Consider the following 16826-nt stretch of genomic DNA (forward strand, 5'->3'; position numbering starts at 1 on the left):
CATGCGAGGAGCGGCGGCGACCCAGGGCCAGCCGACCTCGGGACGGGAACGCCTGCCGTCCGGCGGTTCGGAGTTCCTCGCCCTGTTGGCCCGGCTGCTGCGCCGGCCGCGGCGGGGAGACCGGCGGCTGCCGCTGATCTGGCTGGTCCGCTCGCCGGCCTCACCGGACCTGATCGCCCTGCTGCGCCGGGTACTCGGCCGGGGCCAGCGACGACGGATCCCGCACGCGGTCCTCGACCTGACCGAGCTGACCGCCACCGACATCGCCGGTGAGTTGCGGGAGGCGCACCGGCAACTCTCCCTGGAGGCGTTCGGTGGCGAGCGGCTCCGTTTCCGGCACTATCCGCTGGCCGACTGGCTGCTGCACCAGCCCGTACCGGAGGCGGCGGAGGCGGGCGAGGACCGCCGACCCGCCCTGGCCCGGCAGCTCCGGGACCGGCGCGGCGCCCGGCCGGGCAGTGACCCGGCCGGTGGCGGCGACGGCGACGGGGACCTCTTCTCCACCGTGTACCAGCTCGTGTTCTGGCTGGTCCGGCGGGCGATTCCGAGCGCCGTGTTCCGGGTCGCGGTCTCCGGTCGGGTGCCGCTGCTGGGGCCGCACTACCGGTGGTTCATGCGGCAGCAGTATCTGGCGCCCCGGCAGTCGGTGACCTTCCTCGGGTTCGCCGAACGGCTCACCGCCGGCTGGCGGGACGGGGAACAGCCGGACCAGGTGAACAAGCTGCTCGTGCACGCGTTCCTGGAGGACCTCCGGCAGGCGTACCGGCGGCGGCTCTGGCGGCCGTCGAGCTGGCGGCGCACGGCGTACCCGGTGCTGCTGCTGAACAACGTGACCGCCGGTGATCCGGGGCACACCCTGGTCCGGCTGGTCAACGACGTCCGCAACGAGACCGGCCGCAACGACCCGCTGCTGGTGGTCGCGGCCGGCGCCGAGCCGCCGCCGGAGCTACCCGAGCCGTACGCCCTGGTCGACGCCGAGGAGGCGTACGACGAATGGGTGGACGTGCTGCCGGAGACCCGGCGGCTGCGCCGGCCGGCCGCCTGGCTGATCGCCCTGCTGCTCGGCGACCCGAGCGCGGGCTCGGAGCCGAGGGGCGGGCTGCTCAACTTCACTCCGCCGGGCCCGCCGTGGTGGAGTCGCCGGTTCCTCCCCACCGCGCTCGCCCTGCTGCTGGTCGCCGTCGCGGCAGTCTGGGGGAACTCCCGCTGGAGCCTGGACTGCCATCCCCGGCCGTTCGACGGCGCGGTCTCGGTGGAACGGGTCGGCGGCGAGTGCATCGGTTACAGCGACACGGCCGGGCACGTCTTCAACCGCGACCCGGGGCAGGGCCGGCTCCGCGCCGTGCAGCACCGCATCTTCGCGCAGAACGCCGCCGCCGAGCAGGTCTGGCAGCGCAGCGCGCAGCGCCGTCCGCTGGTCACCCTGGTCTACCTGGGCACGCTGACCGGCAACCGGACCCGGGCCGACGAGGAGTCGTACGTCTCCGAGCGGGAGGAACTGGAGGGCATGGCGACCGCCCAGTACGCGCTGCTGCGCGAGTCGGCCGGTGCCGACGGCGCCGCGCTGCTCCGGGTGGTGGTCGCGAACGCCGGACAGCAGATGCGGCACGCCGGCCGGGCGGTGGCGATGCTCGAAGGGCTGGTCCGGGACGACCCGACCGTGCTCGGCGTGGTCGGGCTGGTGGAGAGCCGGACCAGCACCGCGACGGCGCTGCGGGAACTCAACCGGATCGGCCTGCCGGCCCTGGCCCCGACGCTCTCCGCCGACGGCATGCACGAGAACTCCAAGCTCTACCTCCAGATCTCCGCCCCCAACCGGGACCAGGCCGCGCTGATGGACGAGTACGCCCGGCAGGTGCTCCGGGTCAGCGGAGCACGCGTCTACTACACCACCGGGGAGAACAGCTCGCTGACCGAGGACCTGTACGTCGGCACGCTGGTCAGCGATCTGCGCCAGCGGTTCGGCGGCCGGCTGAGCCGGGTCGAGGAGTGGCGTACCGGCCAGCGGATGACCCAGGAGTGCGGCTACACCGGCGCGCTGATCTTCGCCGGCCGGTGGTCCGAGTTCGACGGCTTCCTCCGGGCGCTCAAGGAGTGCGGCCCGAACCCGCCCCGGCACCTGGTCGGCGACGACTCGGTCAACCGGTACATGGCCAATCCGGGGTTACGGGCCAGCGCGCCCGGCAACCTCCCGGTCACGTACGTCTCGAAGGCGGCCCTGGCCACCTGCGCCGCGCTGCGTACCGCCCGGGACCAGCGCGACGACGTGCGCGGCAGTTTCCTCTCCTGGATCCAGGCCGACGACCTGCTCGACCAGCCGCGCTGCCGGGACGACGGCCCGAGCGCCCAGGTCGGGGAGCGGGTCAGTCTCGCCTACGACGCCGCCACCATGGTGGTACGCGCGGTGGAGAGCCTCGCCGCCCGGCTGCGGCACGGCAGTCCGCGCGAGGCGTGGGATCCCCGGGCCGTCAACCCGGCCGGGGTGCACACCGAGGTACTGCGGCAGAACGCCGAGAACGGCTACCCGGGGGTCAGCGGCCTGATCCGGTTCGCGGCCGACTCGGGCGAGCCGGTGGCGAAGCGGCTCTCCCTGGTCCGGGTCGAGCGGGTGACCGACGTCGACACCGAACCGGTCGAGGTCTTCCACTGCGGCTCGGCCGACGACCCCGCCGAGCAGCGCTGCGGACCAGCGCGATCCGCCCCGGCCGGATCGGCCTGATCCCGCCGGCCGACATGCTCAGCCGTCCCGCTCGGCGCTGGCCTGCTCAACGGCTGAGCGCGGTAGGGGGCCTGCGGGCCGGGTGGTGGCCACGGGGGACCCGTCACCCGGCCCGTTCGGCTCTCTCCGGGCCCTCCCGCCCGTGCGGGCCCGCCCCGGACCGGCGCGTCAGCGGCCGAAGACCGATCCGCCGTTCACCCCGAGCACCTGGCCGGTCACGTACCCGGCGGCCGGGCTGGCCAGATATCGGACCGCCGCGGCGATCTCGGCCGGCTCGCCGGCCCGCCCCACCAGGGTCGCGTCGACCCGCCGCCGGTGCCCCTCCGGCGTCATCCGGTCACCGAAGAACTCGGTGTCGACGACGTAACCCGGGCTCACCACGTTGACCGTGATTTGCTCAGGTCCGAGTTCCTGGGCGAGGTGGTACGCCCAGCCGTGCAGCGCCGCCTTCGCCGCCGAGTACGGCCCGCCGCCGCCCCGCTGCGCGGCGATCGAGCTGAGCAGCACCACCCGGCCACCGGGCCGGCGCAGTGCCGGCCGGAGCGCCTCGGTCAGCAGCACGGCGGTAAGCACGTTGCTGTCGAGGTTGGCCCGCCACTGCGCGGCCACACCGTCCAGGGTGGACGGATCACCGCCCAGGTAACCGCCCGCGTTGTTGACCACCACGTCGACGGTGCGCCCGCCGATCGCCTCGGTGACCCGACCCAGTTGCGTCGGGTCGGCCAGGTCCGCCGGCACCGCCTCGACCGAGCCCGGTCGACCGGTCCGCGCCCCGATCCGGGCGGCGGCCTGCTCCAGCAACTCGGCCCGGCGGCCGACCACGATGACGTCGTACCCGTCCTCGGCCAGGCCCTCGGCGATGGCCGCGCCGATCCCGGTCGCGCCGCCGCTGACCACCGCCAGTCGTTCCGGCATCCGCTCTCCCCGTTTCCCTCGTGCCACGGCACCGGCCGAGTCCGAGGTCCTTCACCGACCCGGCGCGGAACGCCACGGCCCGCAGCCGTCCGCCCGGGCCGGCGAGCCACGCTACCCGCCGGGCTCAGGCGCCGTACAGGTCTCGTGGATCGATCCGGCGATCTCCGCCATCCACGGGTCGGGCGGCACCGCGCCGGGCCCGACCACCTGCATCGCGGCCAGCACGGTGAGCAGCATCCCGATGCCCAGGAAGTCCCGGGTCTCCTCGGCGCTCGCTCCGGTCAGTTCCCGGATCAGCCGGTAGATCCGGCCGAAGCAGTCGCGTACGGCGCTACCGATCACCGGGTCGGAGCTGGCCGCGAAGCCGTGCAGGAGTACGGCGAGCAGGTCCCGTTCGGCCAGCAGCTCGTCGTACGCCTCGCCGAGGCTGTCCAGGTCGGCCGAGCGCTCGGCGGCGTCCCGGAACACCTGCTCGATCCGGGCGGCGGCGTGCTCGACCGCAGCGACGAAGAGTCGTTGCTTGGAGCCGAACAGCCGGATGACGTACGGCTGGGAGACCCCGGCCAGCCGGGCCACGTCGTCGGTGGAGGTGCCGGCGTACCCGGAAACGGCGAACGCCTGCACGGCGGCGCCGGCGAGTTGCTCGCCGCGCTCCGCGGCGGTCAGTCGGGTCCTGGGCATCGTCGCCCTCCTTCCGCCCTCCGTACGTCGGACGCTCCTGGGGTGGGGCGTTGACATGTTATCAGCCGATAACTACTTTGAGGAAAGCCTAGTTATCAGTGGATAACAACTAAGGAGTGATCGTGACGAGCGCACCCGTCCTTGACGGCACCGCGCCACCCGCGCCGGGACGGCCGGCCGGACCCGCCGCCCGACCGCTGGCCGCCGTACTCGCGGCGGTCGGCGTACCGATGTTCATGGTCACCCTGGACAACCTGGTGGTGACGACGGCGCTGCCGGTGATCCGGACCGAACTCGGCGCCTCCCTGACCGACCTGCAATGGTTCGTCAACGCCTACACGCTGCCCTTCGCCGCGCTGCTGCTCACCGCCGCCGCGCTCGGCGACCGGATCGGCCGGCGACGACTCTTCCTCGCCGGCATCGCGCTGTTCACCGTCGCCTCGGCGGCCTGTGCCCTCGCCACCGAACCCTGGATGCTCACCGCCGCCCGGGCGGTACAGGGCATGGCCGGCGCGGCCGTGATGCCGCTGTCGCTCACCCTGCTCGCCGCCGCCGTCCCCGACCGGCTCCGCGACGCCGCCATCGGGATCTGGGGCGGGATCAGCGGCCTCGGCGTCGCGGTCGGCCCGGTGGTCGGCGGTGCGGTGGTCGAGGGACTCGACTGGACCTGGATCTTCTGGCTGAACGTGCCGGTCGGGTTGCTCGCCCTGCTGCTGGCCGCGGTCGTGCTGCGGGAGTCGCACGGCCCGGCGTCCCGGCTGGACCCGGTCGGGCTGGTCCTCTCCACCACCGGCGTACTCGCGCTGGTCTGGGGAGTGGTGCACGGCCAGGACCACGGCTGGACCTCCGCCCGGGTACTGGCCGCCCTGATCGGCGGCGGCGTACTGGTCGGCGCGTTCCTCGGCTGGGAGACCCGGACCCCGGTGCCGATGCTCCCGCTGCGGCTCTTCCGGTCCCGCGGCTTCAGCGTGGTAAACGTGGTGGCCTTCACCTTCTCGGTCGGCGTCTTCGGCTCGGTCTTCCTGCTCGCCCAGTTCTTCCAGGTGGTGCAGGGACACAACCCGCTCGACGCCGGGATCCGGACGATGCCGTGGACCATGGCGCCGATGGTGGTCGCCCCGCTGGCCGGGCTGCTGGTGGGCCGGCTCGGCGTGCGTACCCTGATCGTCGCCGGGCAGGCGATGCTGGCCGTCGCGCTGGGCTGGCTCGCCCTGATCAGCACCGCCGACGTCGACTACGCGGTGCTGGCCGTCCCGCTGGCGCTGGCCGGGGTCGGCATGGGGCTGACCTTCGCGCCGATGAGCACCGCCACGATGTCGAGCGTGCCCGAGGAGTCCAGGGGGGTCGCCTCCGGCACCAACAACAGCATCCGGGAACTCGGGGTGGCCGTCGGGGTGGCCGCGCTGGCCTCGGTCTTCGCCGCGAACGGCGACTACGCCAGCCGTATGTCCTTTGTGGATGGTCTCGGCCCGGCCGTACTCGTCGGCGCGGCCGTGGTCGCCGTCGGCGCCCTCCTCGCCCTCCGCCTCCCCCGCCGCTGAGCCCTCCGCCTCCCCCGCCGCTGACCTCCTGATCAGGTAGCGTCCGGCCGGTCAGGGCGAGCCGGACGCTACCTGATCACCAAACCACCTGTGGACGGACGGTGAGTTGTCCACAGGTGGGGTGGGTGGGGTGGCGGGGAGTGCGGGCCGGGCGGCAGGTTGGTGGGCGTGTTCGAGGAGTTGGTGCGGCGGCAGCACGGGGTGGTGAGCCGGCAGCAGGCGTACGAATGCGGGCTGACGAAGGCGCAGGTCGAGCACCGGGTGCGTACCGGTCGCTGGCGCCCGATGGCCGGGCGGGTCTTCGCCACCTTCTCCGGGGCACCTCCTCGGGAGGCGGTGCTGTGGGCCGCCCTCCTGAGCGCGGGGCGGGGCGCGATGCTGAGCCACCACACCGCGGCCGAGTTGCAGGGTCTGACCGACCGGCGCCATCCCGCCGTCCACCTGGTCGTTCCCGGTGACCGGCGGATACGGCGACTCTCCGGCGTCGTCGTACACCTGAGGACCGCGCCGGAGGCGGCCCGTCATCCCACCCGGTTGCCGCCGCAGACCCGCGTGGAGGAGACGGTGCTGGACCTGACCCAGCAGGCCGGCACCCTGGACGAGGCGCTGGGCTGGGTGGCCGGAGCCGTCGGCCGCCGGCTGAGCCGGCCGCACCTGATCGCCGAGGCGATGCGGCGACGGGCGAAGCTGCGCTGGCGGGCCGAGTTGCGGGCGGCACTCGTCGACATCGCGGACGGCTGCCACTCACTGCTGGAGTTGCGTTATCTCCGGTACGTCGAACGGGCCCACGGGCTGCCGATCGGCATCCGCCAGGCCGTCCGGTCCCGAAGTGGCGGACGGTGGTACGACGACGTCCACTATCCCCGCTACCGGCTCCGGGTGGAGTTGGACGGCCGGGCCGCGCATCCGGCCGACCGACGGTGGCGGGATGCGCGCAGGGACAACGCGGCGGCGGTCGCCGGTGAGACCACCCTCCGGTACGGCTGGACGGACACCACCGACAACCCATGCGCCGTAGCCCGCCAGATCGCCGACGTCCTGCACCGCAACGGCTGGCCCGCCCTCCCCCGCCCCTGCTCCCCCACCTGCCCCCTCGCCGACCCGTGATCACGTAGCGTCCGGCCGGCCAGAGCGAGCCGGACGCTACGTGATCACGGAGAGGGTTTGCGGAGGGTGCGGAAGGGGGCTAGCCGGGTGGAGAGGCTGGCCAGGCCGCCGGGGAAGAAGTAGACCGCCAGGATGAAGACCGTGCCGAGCACGAAGAGCGGCTGGGACAGCGGCGCGCTCAGCACGCCGGGCAGCGAGTCCACCGCCGACGAGGTGCCGAACGCGGTCAGCCGGTGGTCCAGGTACATGTAGAGCATGCCGCCGAGCACCGGACCCCAGCGGGTACCCGGCCCGCCCAGCACCACCATGACCAGCAGCGAGAGGGTCAGCTCGGAGGAGGTCACGTGCGGCGAGGCGCCGCCGACCAACAGGCAGTAGATCGCCCCACCGGCGGTGGCGAGCCCGCCGGCCAGGGTGAACGCGAGCAGCTTGAACCGGTACGGGTCGAGCCCGAGCACCCCGACCCGCCGCTCGTCGTCGCGCAGCCCGGCGAGTACCCGACCGGTGGGCGAGCCGGCCACCCGGTGCACCACGAAGACGACCAGGGCCAGGTAGGCCAGCGCCAGCCAGTACAGGTTGACGGTGTTGCCCACCCCGACCAGCATCGCCGGCAGTCCCGACACGTCCAGCGACAGTCCCTCCTCGCCGCCGGTGAGCCCGCCGAAGTCCCGGGCCACCAGGATCGCGCCGACCTGGGCGAACGCCAGCGTCACCATGGCGAACGCGATCCCGGCGGTACGCAGCGCGACCGCACCGAGCAGCCCGGCCAGGGTGGTGCCACCGACCAGGGTCAGCAGCGCCGCCTGCCAGAGCGGCAGCCCGGCCTTGGTGACCAGGATGTCGGTGCCGTAGACGCCGGCCGCGAAATAGAGCGCGTGCCCGAAGGAGAGCATGCCGGTGCGGCCGAAGAGCAGGTCGTAGCCGGCGGCCAGCCCACCGAAGACCAGACAGATGGCGAGCAGTTGCAGCGTCCCCGGCCCGTTCAGCGGCCCGTCGAAGACCCCCGGTACGGAGACCGTCGAGTACGGCAGCACCGCGAGGACCAGCAGTACCAGCAGCGGCGACCAGGCTCGCAGGGCCGACCGCCAGTCCCGGCGGGGTGCCGGCGCGGGACCGGCGGTCGGCGGTGCGGCGGGCGGGTTGGCCGCCACCGCTGTCTGCACACCGGTCGTCATGCCAGCCCCCTCGCTCCGCTCGGTCACGTGGTCGCCGCCCTTCCAGCGATGCCCTGCGGGCGGAACAGCAGCACGATCGCCAGCAGCGCGACCACGCAGATGTCCCCGGCCCCGGAGACGCCGTAGTAGTTGACGAACTGCTGGAGCAGGCCCACCGCGACGGCGGCGTACGCGGACCCGACGACCGAGCCCATCCCGCCGATCACCACCACGATGAAGGCGAAGATCAGTAGTGAGCCGCCCTGGCTCGGCGAGACCGAGCCGAAGTAGACCCCGCCGAGCGCCCCGGCCAGCGCGGCAGCCGCCCCGCCGATCGCGAAGACCAGGGTGAACGCCTTCCGTACGTCGATGCCGAGCGCGGTGACCATCTCCCGGTTCTCCACCCCGGCCCGGATCACCAGCCCGTACCGGGTGTAGCGGAGGAAACCGAGCAGCGCGGCCAGTACCAGCGCGGCGGCGAGGATCAGCAGGATGCCGGAGTTCGGCACCTTGGCACCGAGGATCGAGGTGACCCGCTGGGTCCAGTCCGGGCGCGGGAACGGTCGCGGGTCCGCGCCCCAGGTGGCCTGGAGCAGCGCCACCCCGGCCAGCGAGAGCCCGACCGTGACCAGTACCTGTTCGATGGTGCGGGAGTAGAGCGGACGGATCATCACCAGTTCGACGGCCATCCCGACCACGGCACCGGCGACGACACCGAACGCGACCGCGAGCACGAAACCGAACCCGGACGGGCCGGCACCGGGCAGGTTCCCGGCCGCCCACCAGGTGGCGTACGCCCCGACGGAGAGGAACAGCCCGTGCGCGAAGTTCAGCACGTCGGCCAGCCCGAACACCAGGGAGAGCCCGGAGGCGACCAGGAAGTAGAGCGCGGCCAGGCCCAGCCCGGTCAGCGTCAGCAACACGATCGTGCTCATCCGGCCGGCACCTCCCGGGTGGTCTCGGCCGCCGCGCCGCGCCCCGGATCGGCGCCAGGGCGAGCAGCGTGCTCGCCGGCCACGCCGACGCCGAGCAGGGATCTGGTCAACTCTGCCTCCCGCAGCAGTTCGTCGGCGGCACCGGACCAGGCGACCCGGCCGGCGGCGAGCACCACCGCATCGCTGGCCAGCCGGCGTACCACCGCGAGGTTCTGTTCGACCAGCAGCACCGGCACGGCGACCGCGACCCGCTCCAGCACCTCGGCCACTTCGGTGACCACCTTCGGCGCCAGCCCCTTGGTCGGCTCGTCGACCAGCAGCAGCCGGTTGTCGTTGAGCAGCACCCGGCCGATCGCCAGCATCTGCTGCTGGCCGCCGGAGAGCGAGCCGGCCCGTTGCCGGCCACGCCGCTTCAGCTCCGGAAACAGCTCGAAGACCCGGTCGTACGCCGGAGCACCGCCGCGCCTCTCGGCGAGCCGCAGGTTCTCGGCGACGGTGAGGCCGGCGAAGACACAGCGGTCCTCGGGTACGTAGCCGAGGCCGTCCCGGACCAGCCGGTGGGTCGGCTCACCGGCCAGCGAGCGGTCGCCCGTCCGCACGGTGCCGCGTACCTCGCCGCCGCGTGGGGTCAGCCCGAGGATCGCCCGCAGCGTGGTGGTCTTGCCGACCCCATTGCGCCCGAGCAGCACGGTCACCCCGCTCGGGGCCACGGTGAAGGAGACGCCCTGCAGGATGTGCAGCCCGGCGATCCGTACCGACAGGTCGGAGACGTCGAGGATCGGCTTCTCGCTCATGCCGGCACTCCGCTGCGCTCCGTGCCGTCACGAGGCACATCGACACTGAGCTGGCTGATTCGCTCGCTACGCTCACTCATAGCGACTCACCTAGGTACGCCTCCTGTACCACCGGGTTGGCCATCACGGTCGCCGGGACGTCGCAGGCGAGCAGCGCGCCGTGGTGCATCACCGCGATCCGGTCGGCAAGCCCGAGGATCACGTCCATGTGGTGTTCCACCATGAGTACGGCCCGGCCGCTGTCGCCGGTCAACGACCGGATCACCCCGACCAGCTCGGGTACGTCCTCGGCGCTCACCCCGGCCATCGGCTCGTCGAGCAGCATCACCCTCGGCTCGCCGGCCAGCAGCAGCGCGATCTCCAGTTTCCGCTTCTCCCCGTGCGCGAGCGTGCCGGCCAGCGCGTCGGCCCGGTGTGCCAGGCCGACCCGGTCCAGTGCCGCGTCGGCGGCGGCGACCACCTCCCGGTCGGCCGCCGCCCGCCGCCACAGCTTCATCGAGCCACCCCGCTGCGCCTGCACGGCCAGCCGGACGTTCTCCCGCACGCTCAGCGAGCCGAAGACCGAGGACGCCTGGAACGTCCGGCCCAGCCCGAGCCGGGCCCGCCGGTGCGGCGGCAGCGCGCTGATGTCGGTACCGTCCAGCAGCACCTGGCCAGCGGTGGGCCGGCGCAGGCCGGAGACCAGGTTGAACAGCGAGGTCTTGCCGGCGCCGTTGGGGCCGATCACCCCGAGGAACTCCCCGGGCGCCAACTCCAGGTCGACGCCGTCGACGATGGCGACCTCGCCGATCCGCCAGGTCAGGTCGCGGGTGGCGAGCACACCTCAGCCCTTCATCGCCACGGCCGGCGGCGCCGTCTCGTCCGGGGTGAGCACCTTCTGCGACTCCGCCTTCATCGCGTCGCCGGTGCCGCTCAGTTTGGCCTGGAACATCGGCTGGAGCAGCGCGTGGTCCTCGGCACGGACCGTCATCTTGCCCTTGATCCCGTCGAAGCTCCAGCCCTCCAGCGCGGTGACCATCTTGTCGACGTCGTCGCCACCCTCCTGGACCGACCGCACGATCATCTGGGCCGCGGTGAACCCGTCCGGGTGGAACAGGTCCAGCACCCCGCCGGGTACGGCCGCCTTGGCCGCCTGCGCGGCGGGGTTGTCGGCGGCGCCGTCGAAGAAGTGCGACAGGAAGGAGATCTTGGTGCCGGCCGCCCCGAAGGTCGGCCAGGAGGCCCGGATGTCCAGCCCGGTGACCACCGTGGTGGAGCCGAGTACGCCCTGCTGGTCCAGGGTCTGCCACATCGCCGGGGCGGTGGTGCCGGCCCAGGCCACGAAGAGCAGGTCCGGCTTGGCTGCCGTCAACTGGCTGGCGAACGGGGTGAAGTCGGTGGCGCTGGCCGGGGCGAGCACGCTGCTCACCGTGGCACCGGCACCGCCGATGACCGCCTTGACCGCCGCCTCGTTGCTCTTGCCGAACGCGCTGTCCTGGGCGAAGACCACGACCTTCTTGCCGGCCGCGTCGCCGATGAACGACTTCGCGGTCTGCACGTCCTGGTACGACTGCCGCCCGGAGCGGAAGGTGTACTTGTTGACCCCGGTCGCGCCGTCGGTGGCGGCGGGCCCGGAGATGAAGAGCACCTTGTTCTGCGCGGCGATCGGCGCGACCTGGAGGGCGACGCCGGAGGCCGTCGAGCCGGCGAGGATCTTGTAACCCTTGCCGATCAGGTCCTTCGCCGCCGAGACCGCCTTGGCCGGGTCGCCCGCGTCGTCGACCTCGGTCACCTCGACCGTACGATCACCGATCTTGTTGGTGCCGTCGGTGGCGTACGCCAGCCCGGCCCGGAACCCTTCGATGTACTGCTTGCCGTAGCTGGCCAACGCCCCCGACTGGGAGTAGACCAGACCGACCTTGACCGGTGCGGCGCTGTCGCCGCCGCCGTTCGCGGTGTCCTGCGGGCTGCCGCAGGCGCTCGTGGCGATCGCCCCTACCAGCAGCGTGGCGGCGGTGACCAGTACCCGCCGCGTCGTCCGGACCGTCATCATCGCTCCACATGGGGGTGAAGTTGGAGAAGCATCGTCGGCCCACGGTAGGGGTGACGTCACGCACGTGCTATGTGGCTGAAACCCACAAGTAACCGCCAAGGGATGGCCGACGCAGCCAGGCGCCCGGCGATGTTCGGAAGGTCCACCCGGCGTCGTGCGACACACACCGACCCCCAGGGTCGGCGTGCCGGTCACCGGACCGGGGCGGTCACCCGGGGCCCGAGGGGGCGGTCAACCGGAACCGGGAACGGCTGGCGGTTCAGTCGTCGTCGCCGTCCGGGCCGTCGGAGTCCGAACCGTCGGAGTCGGAGTCGCGGTCCTGCTTCGGTCCCTTGCCCTTCGACGACCTGCCCGAGCCGTTGCCGTTCGACCCGGTGCCTTCCCGCTCGGCGCCCGTCGACCCGGTGCCCTCCGAGTCGGCGGCGGGGCCGGGCTGGCCCGCAGACCGGTCCGGCGGCGACGGCGGCACCGCCCCGACCGCGCCGCCGGCCGCGGCACCACCGGTCTGGCCCGGCACGCTGGAGACCCGGGCCGCACAGGCGGTCTCGCCGAGCCGGAACTCCACGGGCAGCGGATTGCTGCCGGCGTGGCTACCAGCCAGCCCGAACCGGACGGCCCCGCCGGCCGGCAGGGTCGCCTCGGGGCCGGTGGCGGGCCGGAGCAGCACCTCCCGGCCGTGTTGGCGGGACTCCGGTGACGGGTTCCGGGTGAGCACCTGCTCGCCGGGAAACGCGAAGCGCAGCGTCCAGTCCCGCACCGCCGAGGCGCCGAGGTTGGTGACCGTGACCTCGGCCTGAAACGACCGGCCGGTGTCCGCGCGCAGCACGTAGTCGACCCGGCACGGAGCGGTGCCGCCCATCGCCAGGTTCGTCGCCGTGCCGGCCCCGCCGCCCGGCGCCGAACTGCCGACGCCGCCCGCCCAGACCACGCCGCCCACCGCGAGCAGGCCGACCCCGACCGCCGCGACCCGGGCCCGGTTGCCGAGCCGCGCCGCCGACCAGCGGGGGCGGGCCGGCCGCGGCAGCGGGTCGGTCGCCGACCGGGGCAGCATCGCGGTGTCCGAGTGCGCCGACGCCGCCGGCCGGTGTTCCCGCGGCGCCGGGTCGACCGGGTCGGCCCGGCAGGACGGCACGGCGGGCGCCGGACCGGCCGCCACCGGCAGCACCACCCCGGCAGCCCGGGCCAGGGTACGGGCCAGCTCGGCGCTCTCCGGCCGCTCCCCCGGCGTCTTGGCCAGGCAGCGGGTGATGACCGCCTCCGCCTCGGCCGGCAGCCCGGGTACCGGTGGCATCGGCGCCGGCTCGGCGTACAGGTGTGCGCGCAGCGCCTGGGTACGGGTCGACGCCCGCCACGGCATCCGGCCGGTCAGCGCCCGGTAGAGCAGCAGGCCGAGGGCGTACACGTCGGTGGCCGGACAGACCTCGTTCTGGTTGAGCCGCTCCGGGGCCACGTACGCGGGCGTGCCGTACAGCCCGCCCTCGCCGTCACCGTCCCGCTCGCCGACCAGCGCCGAGATCCCGAAGTCGACGACCTTGGCACCCATCACGGTGAGCATGACGTTGCCGGGAGTTATGTCGCGGTGCACCACTCCCCGGGCGTGCGCGGCGGCCAGCGCGGCGGCGACCTGGGCGCCGAGCACCACCGCATCCCACCAGGGCAGCGGGCCCTCGCGGTCGAGCCAGCCCGCCAGCGGCTCGCCGTCGACCAGCTCCATCACCACGTACGGCACGGTCCGGCCGTACCGGACCGACTCGCCGTAGTCGTAGACGCCGGTGATGTGCGGATGGCAGAGCCGGGCGGCGGCCCGGGCCTCGGTCCGGAGCCGGTGCCGGAACGCCCGGTCGGTGGCCAGCTTCGGGGCGAGCATCTTCACCGCCACCGGCCGGCCCAGCACCTCGTCGTGGCCGCGCCAGACCACCGACATGCCGCCTTCGCCAAGTTCCTCGATCAGCCGGTATCGGTCACCGACCAGCTCCGTGCCGTACCGCTGCGCTCCACCCCACCAGCCCCACCCGGTCATGCAGATCTCTCTTGCCCGGACCGGGGCCGGCTACACCTACCCGGCGCGGATTCGGTCCAGCGGTGGTCGGCGGGCGGGGTTCCCGGCGCCCGACCGACCGGCTGAGCGGCGGCTCAGGCGGTGGCGAGGAGCTGGTCGACCGGGGCGTACTCGTCGGTCAGCACCATGGCGTCGTCGACGAACTCGTCGAGCGCGGCGCCGGAGAGCACGGTAACCGGCTGGTCCGCCGAGGTGATCAGGCGTTCCCGTACCTCCTCGACCGGCAACGGCCGGTCGGAGGCGAGGATCACGAAGTTCGCGCCGTTCGCGCCGGCCAGCGCGGCTGGCGGCGCGACCAGGGCGATGTGGGGAAACTCGGCCGCCACGGTGGCCACCTCGGCCCGGATGAAGCGCAGCGGCGGATGGTCGATCACGTTCTGCGCGTAGATGCCGCCGGGGCGGACCACCCGGCGGACCTCGGCGGCCATCTCCCGGGTGGCCAGGTGCCAGGGCACCACCAGGTGCCCGAACGCGTCCCCGACCACCAGGTCGGCGCTGTGCGCGGCACGCTCACCGATCAGCATCCGGGCGTCGCCGACCCGGGCGCGCAGCTCCGGACCGGTCCGCACGTCCAGCTCGCGCCGGCCCAGCTCGACCAGCTCACCGTCGATCTCGTAGACCTCGTTACGGGTGCCGGGCCGGGTCGCGGTCAGGTAGCGCGGCATGGTGAAGCCGCCACCCCCGAGGTGTACGGCCGCAAGCGGTGCCCGGGCCGGTGCCATCACGTCGGCGACCGCCCCGATCCACTTCGTGTACTCGAACTCCAGGTGCCCCGGGTCGGCTAGGTCCACATAGGAGTGCCAGGCCGAGTTGAGCACCAGCAGCCGCCCGGTGGAGTTGTCCGGGTCCGGCTCGACCGAGGCGCAGTGGTACGCCGTCTCCACGTCGCACGGGTTCGGCGCGACGGCGCTGAGCGAGGCGCCGACCAGCCCGAGTACGGCCGCGGCGGCGGTGATCCGGGACGGCTTCGGCAGCGTGCCCCCGGATTGCCGACGCAGATAGACCGCGAGCACCAGCCCGGTCACCCCGAGCAGGACCGCCAGGCTGATGATGATGGCGGTACTCGGCAGGGCGGCGACCAGCACGAATCCGGTACCCAGCGTCGCGGTGATCGCGCCGAGCGTGCCGATGCTGGAGAGCCGCCCGACCACCTGCCCGGTCTGCCGCAGGTCCCCGAGTTGCAGCTTCACCACCAGCGGGGTGATCGCGGCGAGCAGGGCCGCCGGCAGGAAGATCGCCAGCGCGGTGAGCAGCAAAATGCCGACGGCGGCACCGCCGCGCAGCACCTCGCCGGCGTACCGGACGATCGGCAGGGTCAGTGCGGTGCAGATGCCGGCGAGCACCAGCGCCGGGGCGAGCAGCCGGCGCGGGTCCCGGCGGTCGGCGAGCCACCCGCCGATCCAGGCGCCGTACGCGATCGCGGCCAGCGCCACCCCGATCACCGAGCTGGTGACCTGGAGGGTGACCCCGACGTACGGGCCGACGAGCCGCAGCGACGCCGTCTCCAGCACGAGTACGGCACCACTGGCGACGAAGACCAGGGTGGCGGCCAGGCCGGTCGGCAGGGCCCGGGCCGGTGACCCGGGGGGCTCGTCCGCGACGGTGGTCGTGCCCGCCACGTCAGGTGGTGAAGAGTCCATCGCAGCGATGGTACGCATCCCACCACCGGCTCCGGGCTACAACATCGACAGATGAACGTGGTTCGTGTGGTCGGAGGCGGGATCGCCGTTGCCGTTGTACGCCCGCCACCCGTTGCCGGGCATCCAGATCTGCCGGTACCAGATCACGTAGAGCACTCCGAGCCGGCTCGCGTTCTTGACGTAGAACGCGGCCACGTTGTTGCCGTACGTGCGGTCGCCGCCGCTCGCGTCGACGTTCTCGAACCCGCCAGCCGCGGCCGAGAAGTCGCAGGCGCGTCCCTTGGGATGCTCACCCCCGCCGCCGCTGCGGTGGCAGGAGGTGTGCCGCTTGAACCCGTTGGCCTTGGCCTGGTTGAGCGCGTGCAGGGTGCGGGGCGTGATGCACCCGCCGGTGGTCGGGTCGTCGATGGAGCAGGACTCCTTGGGCCAGGAGCCGTCGGAGTTGCGCGGAGCGGCCTTGGCCAGCGGCGAGTTGGCGCTGATCAGTCCGCCGGACGGGTTGCCGCCGACGGCGGCCAGGGCGCGTTCGGCGTCCTTCTTCTTCCGGGCGATCACCTCGACCTGCCGCTGCTGCTCGCGGACCTCGGCGTCGATCGCCTTCTTCGCCTTGGCCGCCTGGTCCAGCGACTCGGCCAGTTCGCGGAGCTTCCGGTCGTCGCGCTGGGCGATCACTTCGAGCCCGGCGGCCCGCTCCACGAACGACTGCGGCGAGGCGCTGTTCAGCAGGGCCGAGATCGGGGTGAGCCGGCCTCGGCGGTACGTCTCGGCGGCGATCACCCCCACCTCCTGGGTGAGCGCGGCGATCCGGGTCTCCACCTGCTTGAGCTGGGCGCCGAGCTGGCTCTGCCGCTTCTTGGAGTTGGTCAGCTTGGCGGTCGCCTCGATGTGCCCCTTGGAGGCGGACTCCAGGGCGTCCCGGAGCTTCTTGGTGCCGCCCTCGTCGCCGGGCGAACTGGGCGCGGCGGTCGCCGGAGCGGCGGCCGTACCGACCAGGGCCGCGGGCATCCCGGCGAGGAGCGCGGCGACGACGAGTAGCACCGTGAACCGGCGTGGGCGGTGCAGCCGGGCAATGGCCGTTGTGCGCACGAAAGCCGTTCCTTCCGTAGGCCGCCGACCCCGGAGGGTCCACACTGACCGTTGAACCTTTTCCACCCCCGCACGGTCCGGCGGACCGCGAGGTCGGACGCGGTGCGTGAGCGCCGCGCGGAACAGGTGAAAAAGGTTCGTTCGGCGGCGGTCCCCACCGGCA

The 16826-nt window shown here is 73.2% G+C and carries 13 protein-coding genes; 3 read left to right on the forward strand and 10 right to left on the reverse strand.

All coding sequences use genetic code 11. The features are described from left to right. Position 1: 1 nt before the first annotated feature. Positions 2–2719: a hypothetical protein gene (locus tag ACSMXO_RS39195; RefSeq protein ID WP_455415808.1), complete on the forward strand. Its 2718-nt coding sequence runs from the start codon at positions 2–4 to the stop codon at positions 2717–2719. A 168-nt stretch (positions 2720–2887) separates the two neighbouring features. Here ACSMXO_RS39195 and ACSMXO_RS39200 read toward each other — a convergent pair whose 3' ends face one another. Together ACSMXO_RS39200 and ACSMXO_RS39205 are read right to left on the reverse strand one after the other, a co-directional pair. Beyond that, complete coding sequence (locus ACSMXO_RS39200) at positions 2888–3634, reverse strand: SDR family NAD(P)-dependent oxidoreductase (protein WP_455415809.1); 747 nt, start codon at positions 3632–3634, stop codon at positions 2888–2890. A gap of 111 nt (positions 3635–3745) precedes the next feature. Beyond that, positions 3746–4315 carry a TetR/AcrR family transcriptional regulator gene (locus ACSMXO_RS39205; RefSeq protein WP_346257280.1) on the reverse strand — a complete coding sequence of 190 codons (570 nt, stop codon included), beginning with the start codon at positions 4313–4315 and terminating at the stop codon, positions 3746–3748. A gap of 122 nt (positions 4316–4437) precedes the next feature. Between ACSMXO_RS39205 and ACSMXO_RS39210 the strand changes: the two genes are divergently transcribed. Both ACSMXO_RS39210 and ACSMXO_RS39215 read left to right on the forward strand, forming a co-directional pair. Then, positions 4438–5856, forward strand: a complete 1419-nt coding sequence (locus ACSMXO_RS39210) for a DHA2 family efflux MFS transporter permease subunit (RefSeq protein WP_455415810.1) — start codon at positions 4438–4440, stop codon at positions 5854–5856. 168 nt (positions 5857–6024) lie between these two features. Next, entirely contained in the window at positions 6025–6963 is a 939-nt protein-coding gene (locus tag ACSMXO_RS39215) for a hypothetical protein (protein WP_455415811.1), read from the forward strand. A gap of 44 nt (positions 6964–7007) precedes the next feature. Here the strand turns inward: ACSMXO_RS39215 and ACSMXO_RS39220 are convergent, their stop codons facing one another. The 8 genes from ACSMXO_RS39220 to ACSMXO_RS39255 all read right to left on the reverse strand — a co-directional run bounded on the left by ACSMXO_RS39220 (position 7008) and on the right by ACSMXO_RS39255 (position 16582). Continuing rightward, entirely contained in the window at positions 7008–8138 is a 1131-nt protein-coding gene (locus tag ACSMXO_RS39220) for a branched-chain amino acid ABC transporter permease (protein ID WP_455415812.1), read from the reverse strand. Between the two features lie 23 nt (positions 8139–8161). Continuing rightward, positions 8162–9052 carry a branched-chain amino acid ABC transporter permease gene (locus ACSMXO_RS39225; protein ID WP_455415813.1) on the reverse strand — a complete coding sequence of 297 codons (891 nt, stop codon included), beginning with the start codon at positions 9050–9052 and terminating at the stop codon, positions 8162–8164. Then, a complete protein-coding gene (locus tag ACSMXO_RS39230; protein WP_455415814.1) occupies positions 9049–9846 on the reverse strand; it encodes an ABC transporter ATP-binding protein in 798 nt (265 codons plus the stop codon). The genes ACSMXO_RS39225 and ACSMXO_RS39230 overlap by 4 nt, the downstream gene beginning before the upstream one ends. Before the next feature lie 76 nt (positions 9847–9922). After that, entirely contained in the window at positions 9923–10666 is a 744-nt protein-coding gene (locus ACSMXO_RS39235; protein WP_455415815.1) for an ABC transporter ATP-binding protein, read from the reverse strand. Between the two features lie 3 nt (positions 10667–10669). Next, positions 10670–11875 (reverse strand): substrate-binding domain-containing protein, encoded by a 1206-nt coding sequence (locus ACSMXO_RS39240; protein ID WP_455419411.1) that lies wholly within the window; start codon positions 11873–11875, stop codon positions 10670–10672. Between the two features lie 262 nt (positions 11876–12137). Continuing rightward, positions 12138–13898 carry a protein kinase domain-containing protein gene (locus ACSMXO_RS39245; protein ID WP_455415816.1) on the reverse strand — a complete coding sequence of 587 codons (1761 nt, stop codon included), beginning with the start codon at positions 13896–13898 and terminating at the stop codon, positions 12138–12140. 113 nt (positions 13899–14011) lie between these two features. Continuing rightward, the gene (locus tag ACSMXO_RS39250) at positions 14012–15577 is read right to left on the reverse strand and encodes a fused MFS/spermidine synthase (protein WP_346257272.1); all 1566 of its coding nucleotides are present in this window, start codon (positions 15575–15577) and stop codon (positions 14012–14014) included. Between the two features lie 36 nt (positions 15578–15613). Next, positions 15614–16582 carry a coiled-coil domain-containing protein gene (locus ACSMXO_RS39255; protein ID WP_346257341.1) on the reverse strand — a complete coding sequence of 323 codons (969 nt, stop codon included), beginning with the start codon at positions 16580–16582 and terminating at the stop codon, positions 15614–15616. Between the last annotated feature and the right edge of the window lie 244 nt (positions 16583–16826).

It is taken from the genome of Plantactinospora sp. DSM 117369, from assembly GCF_053764795.1.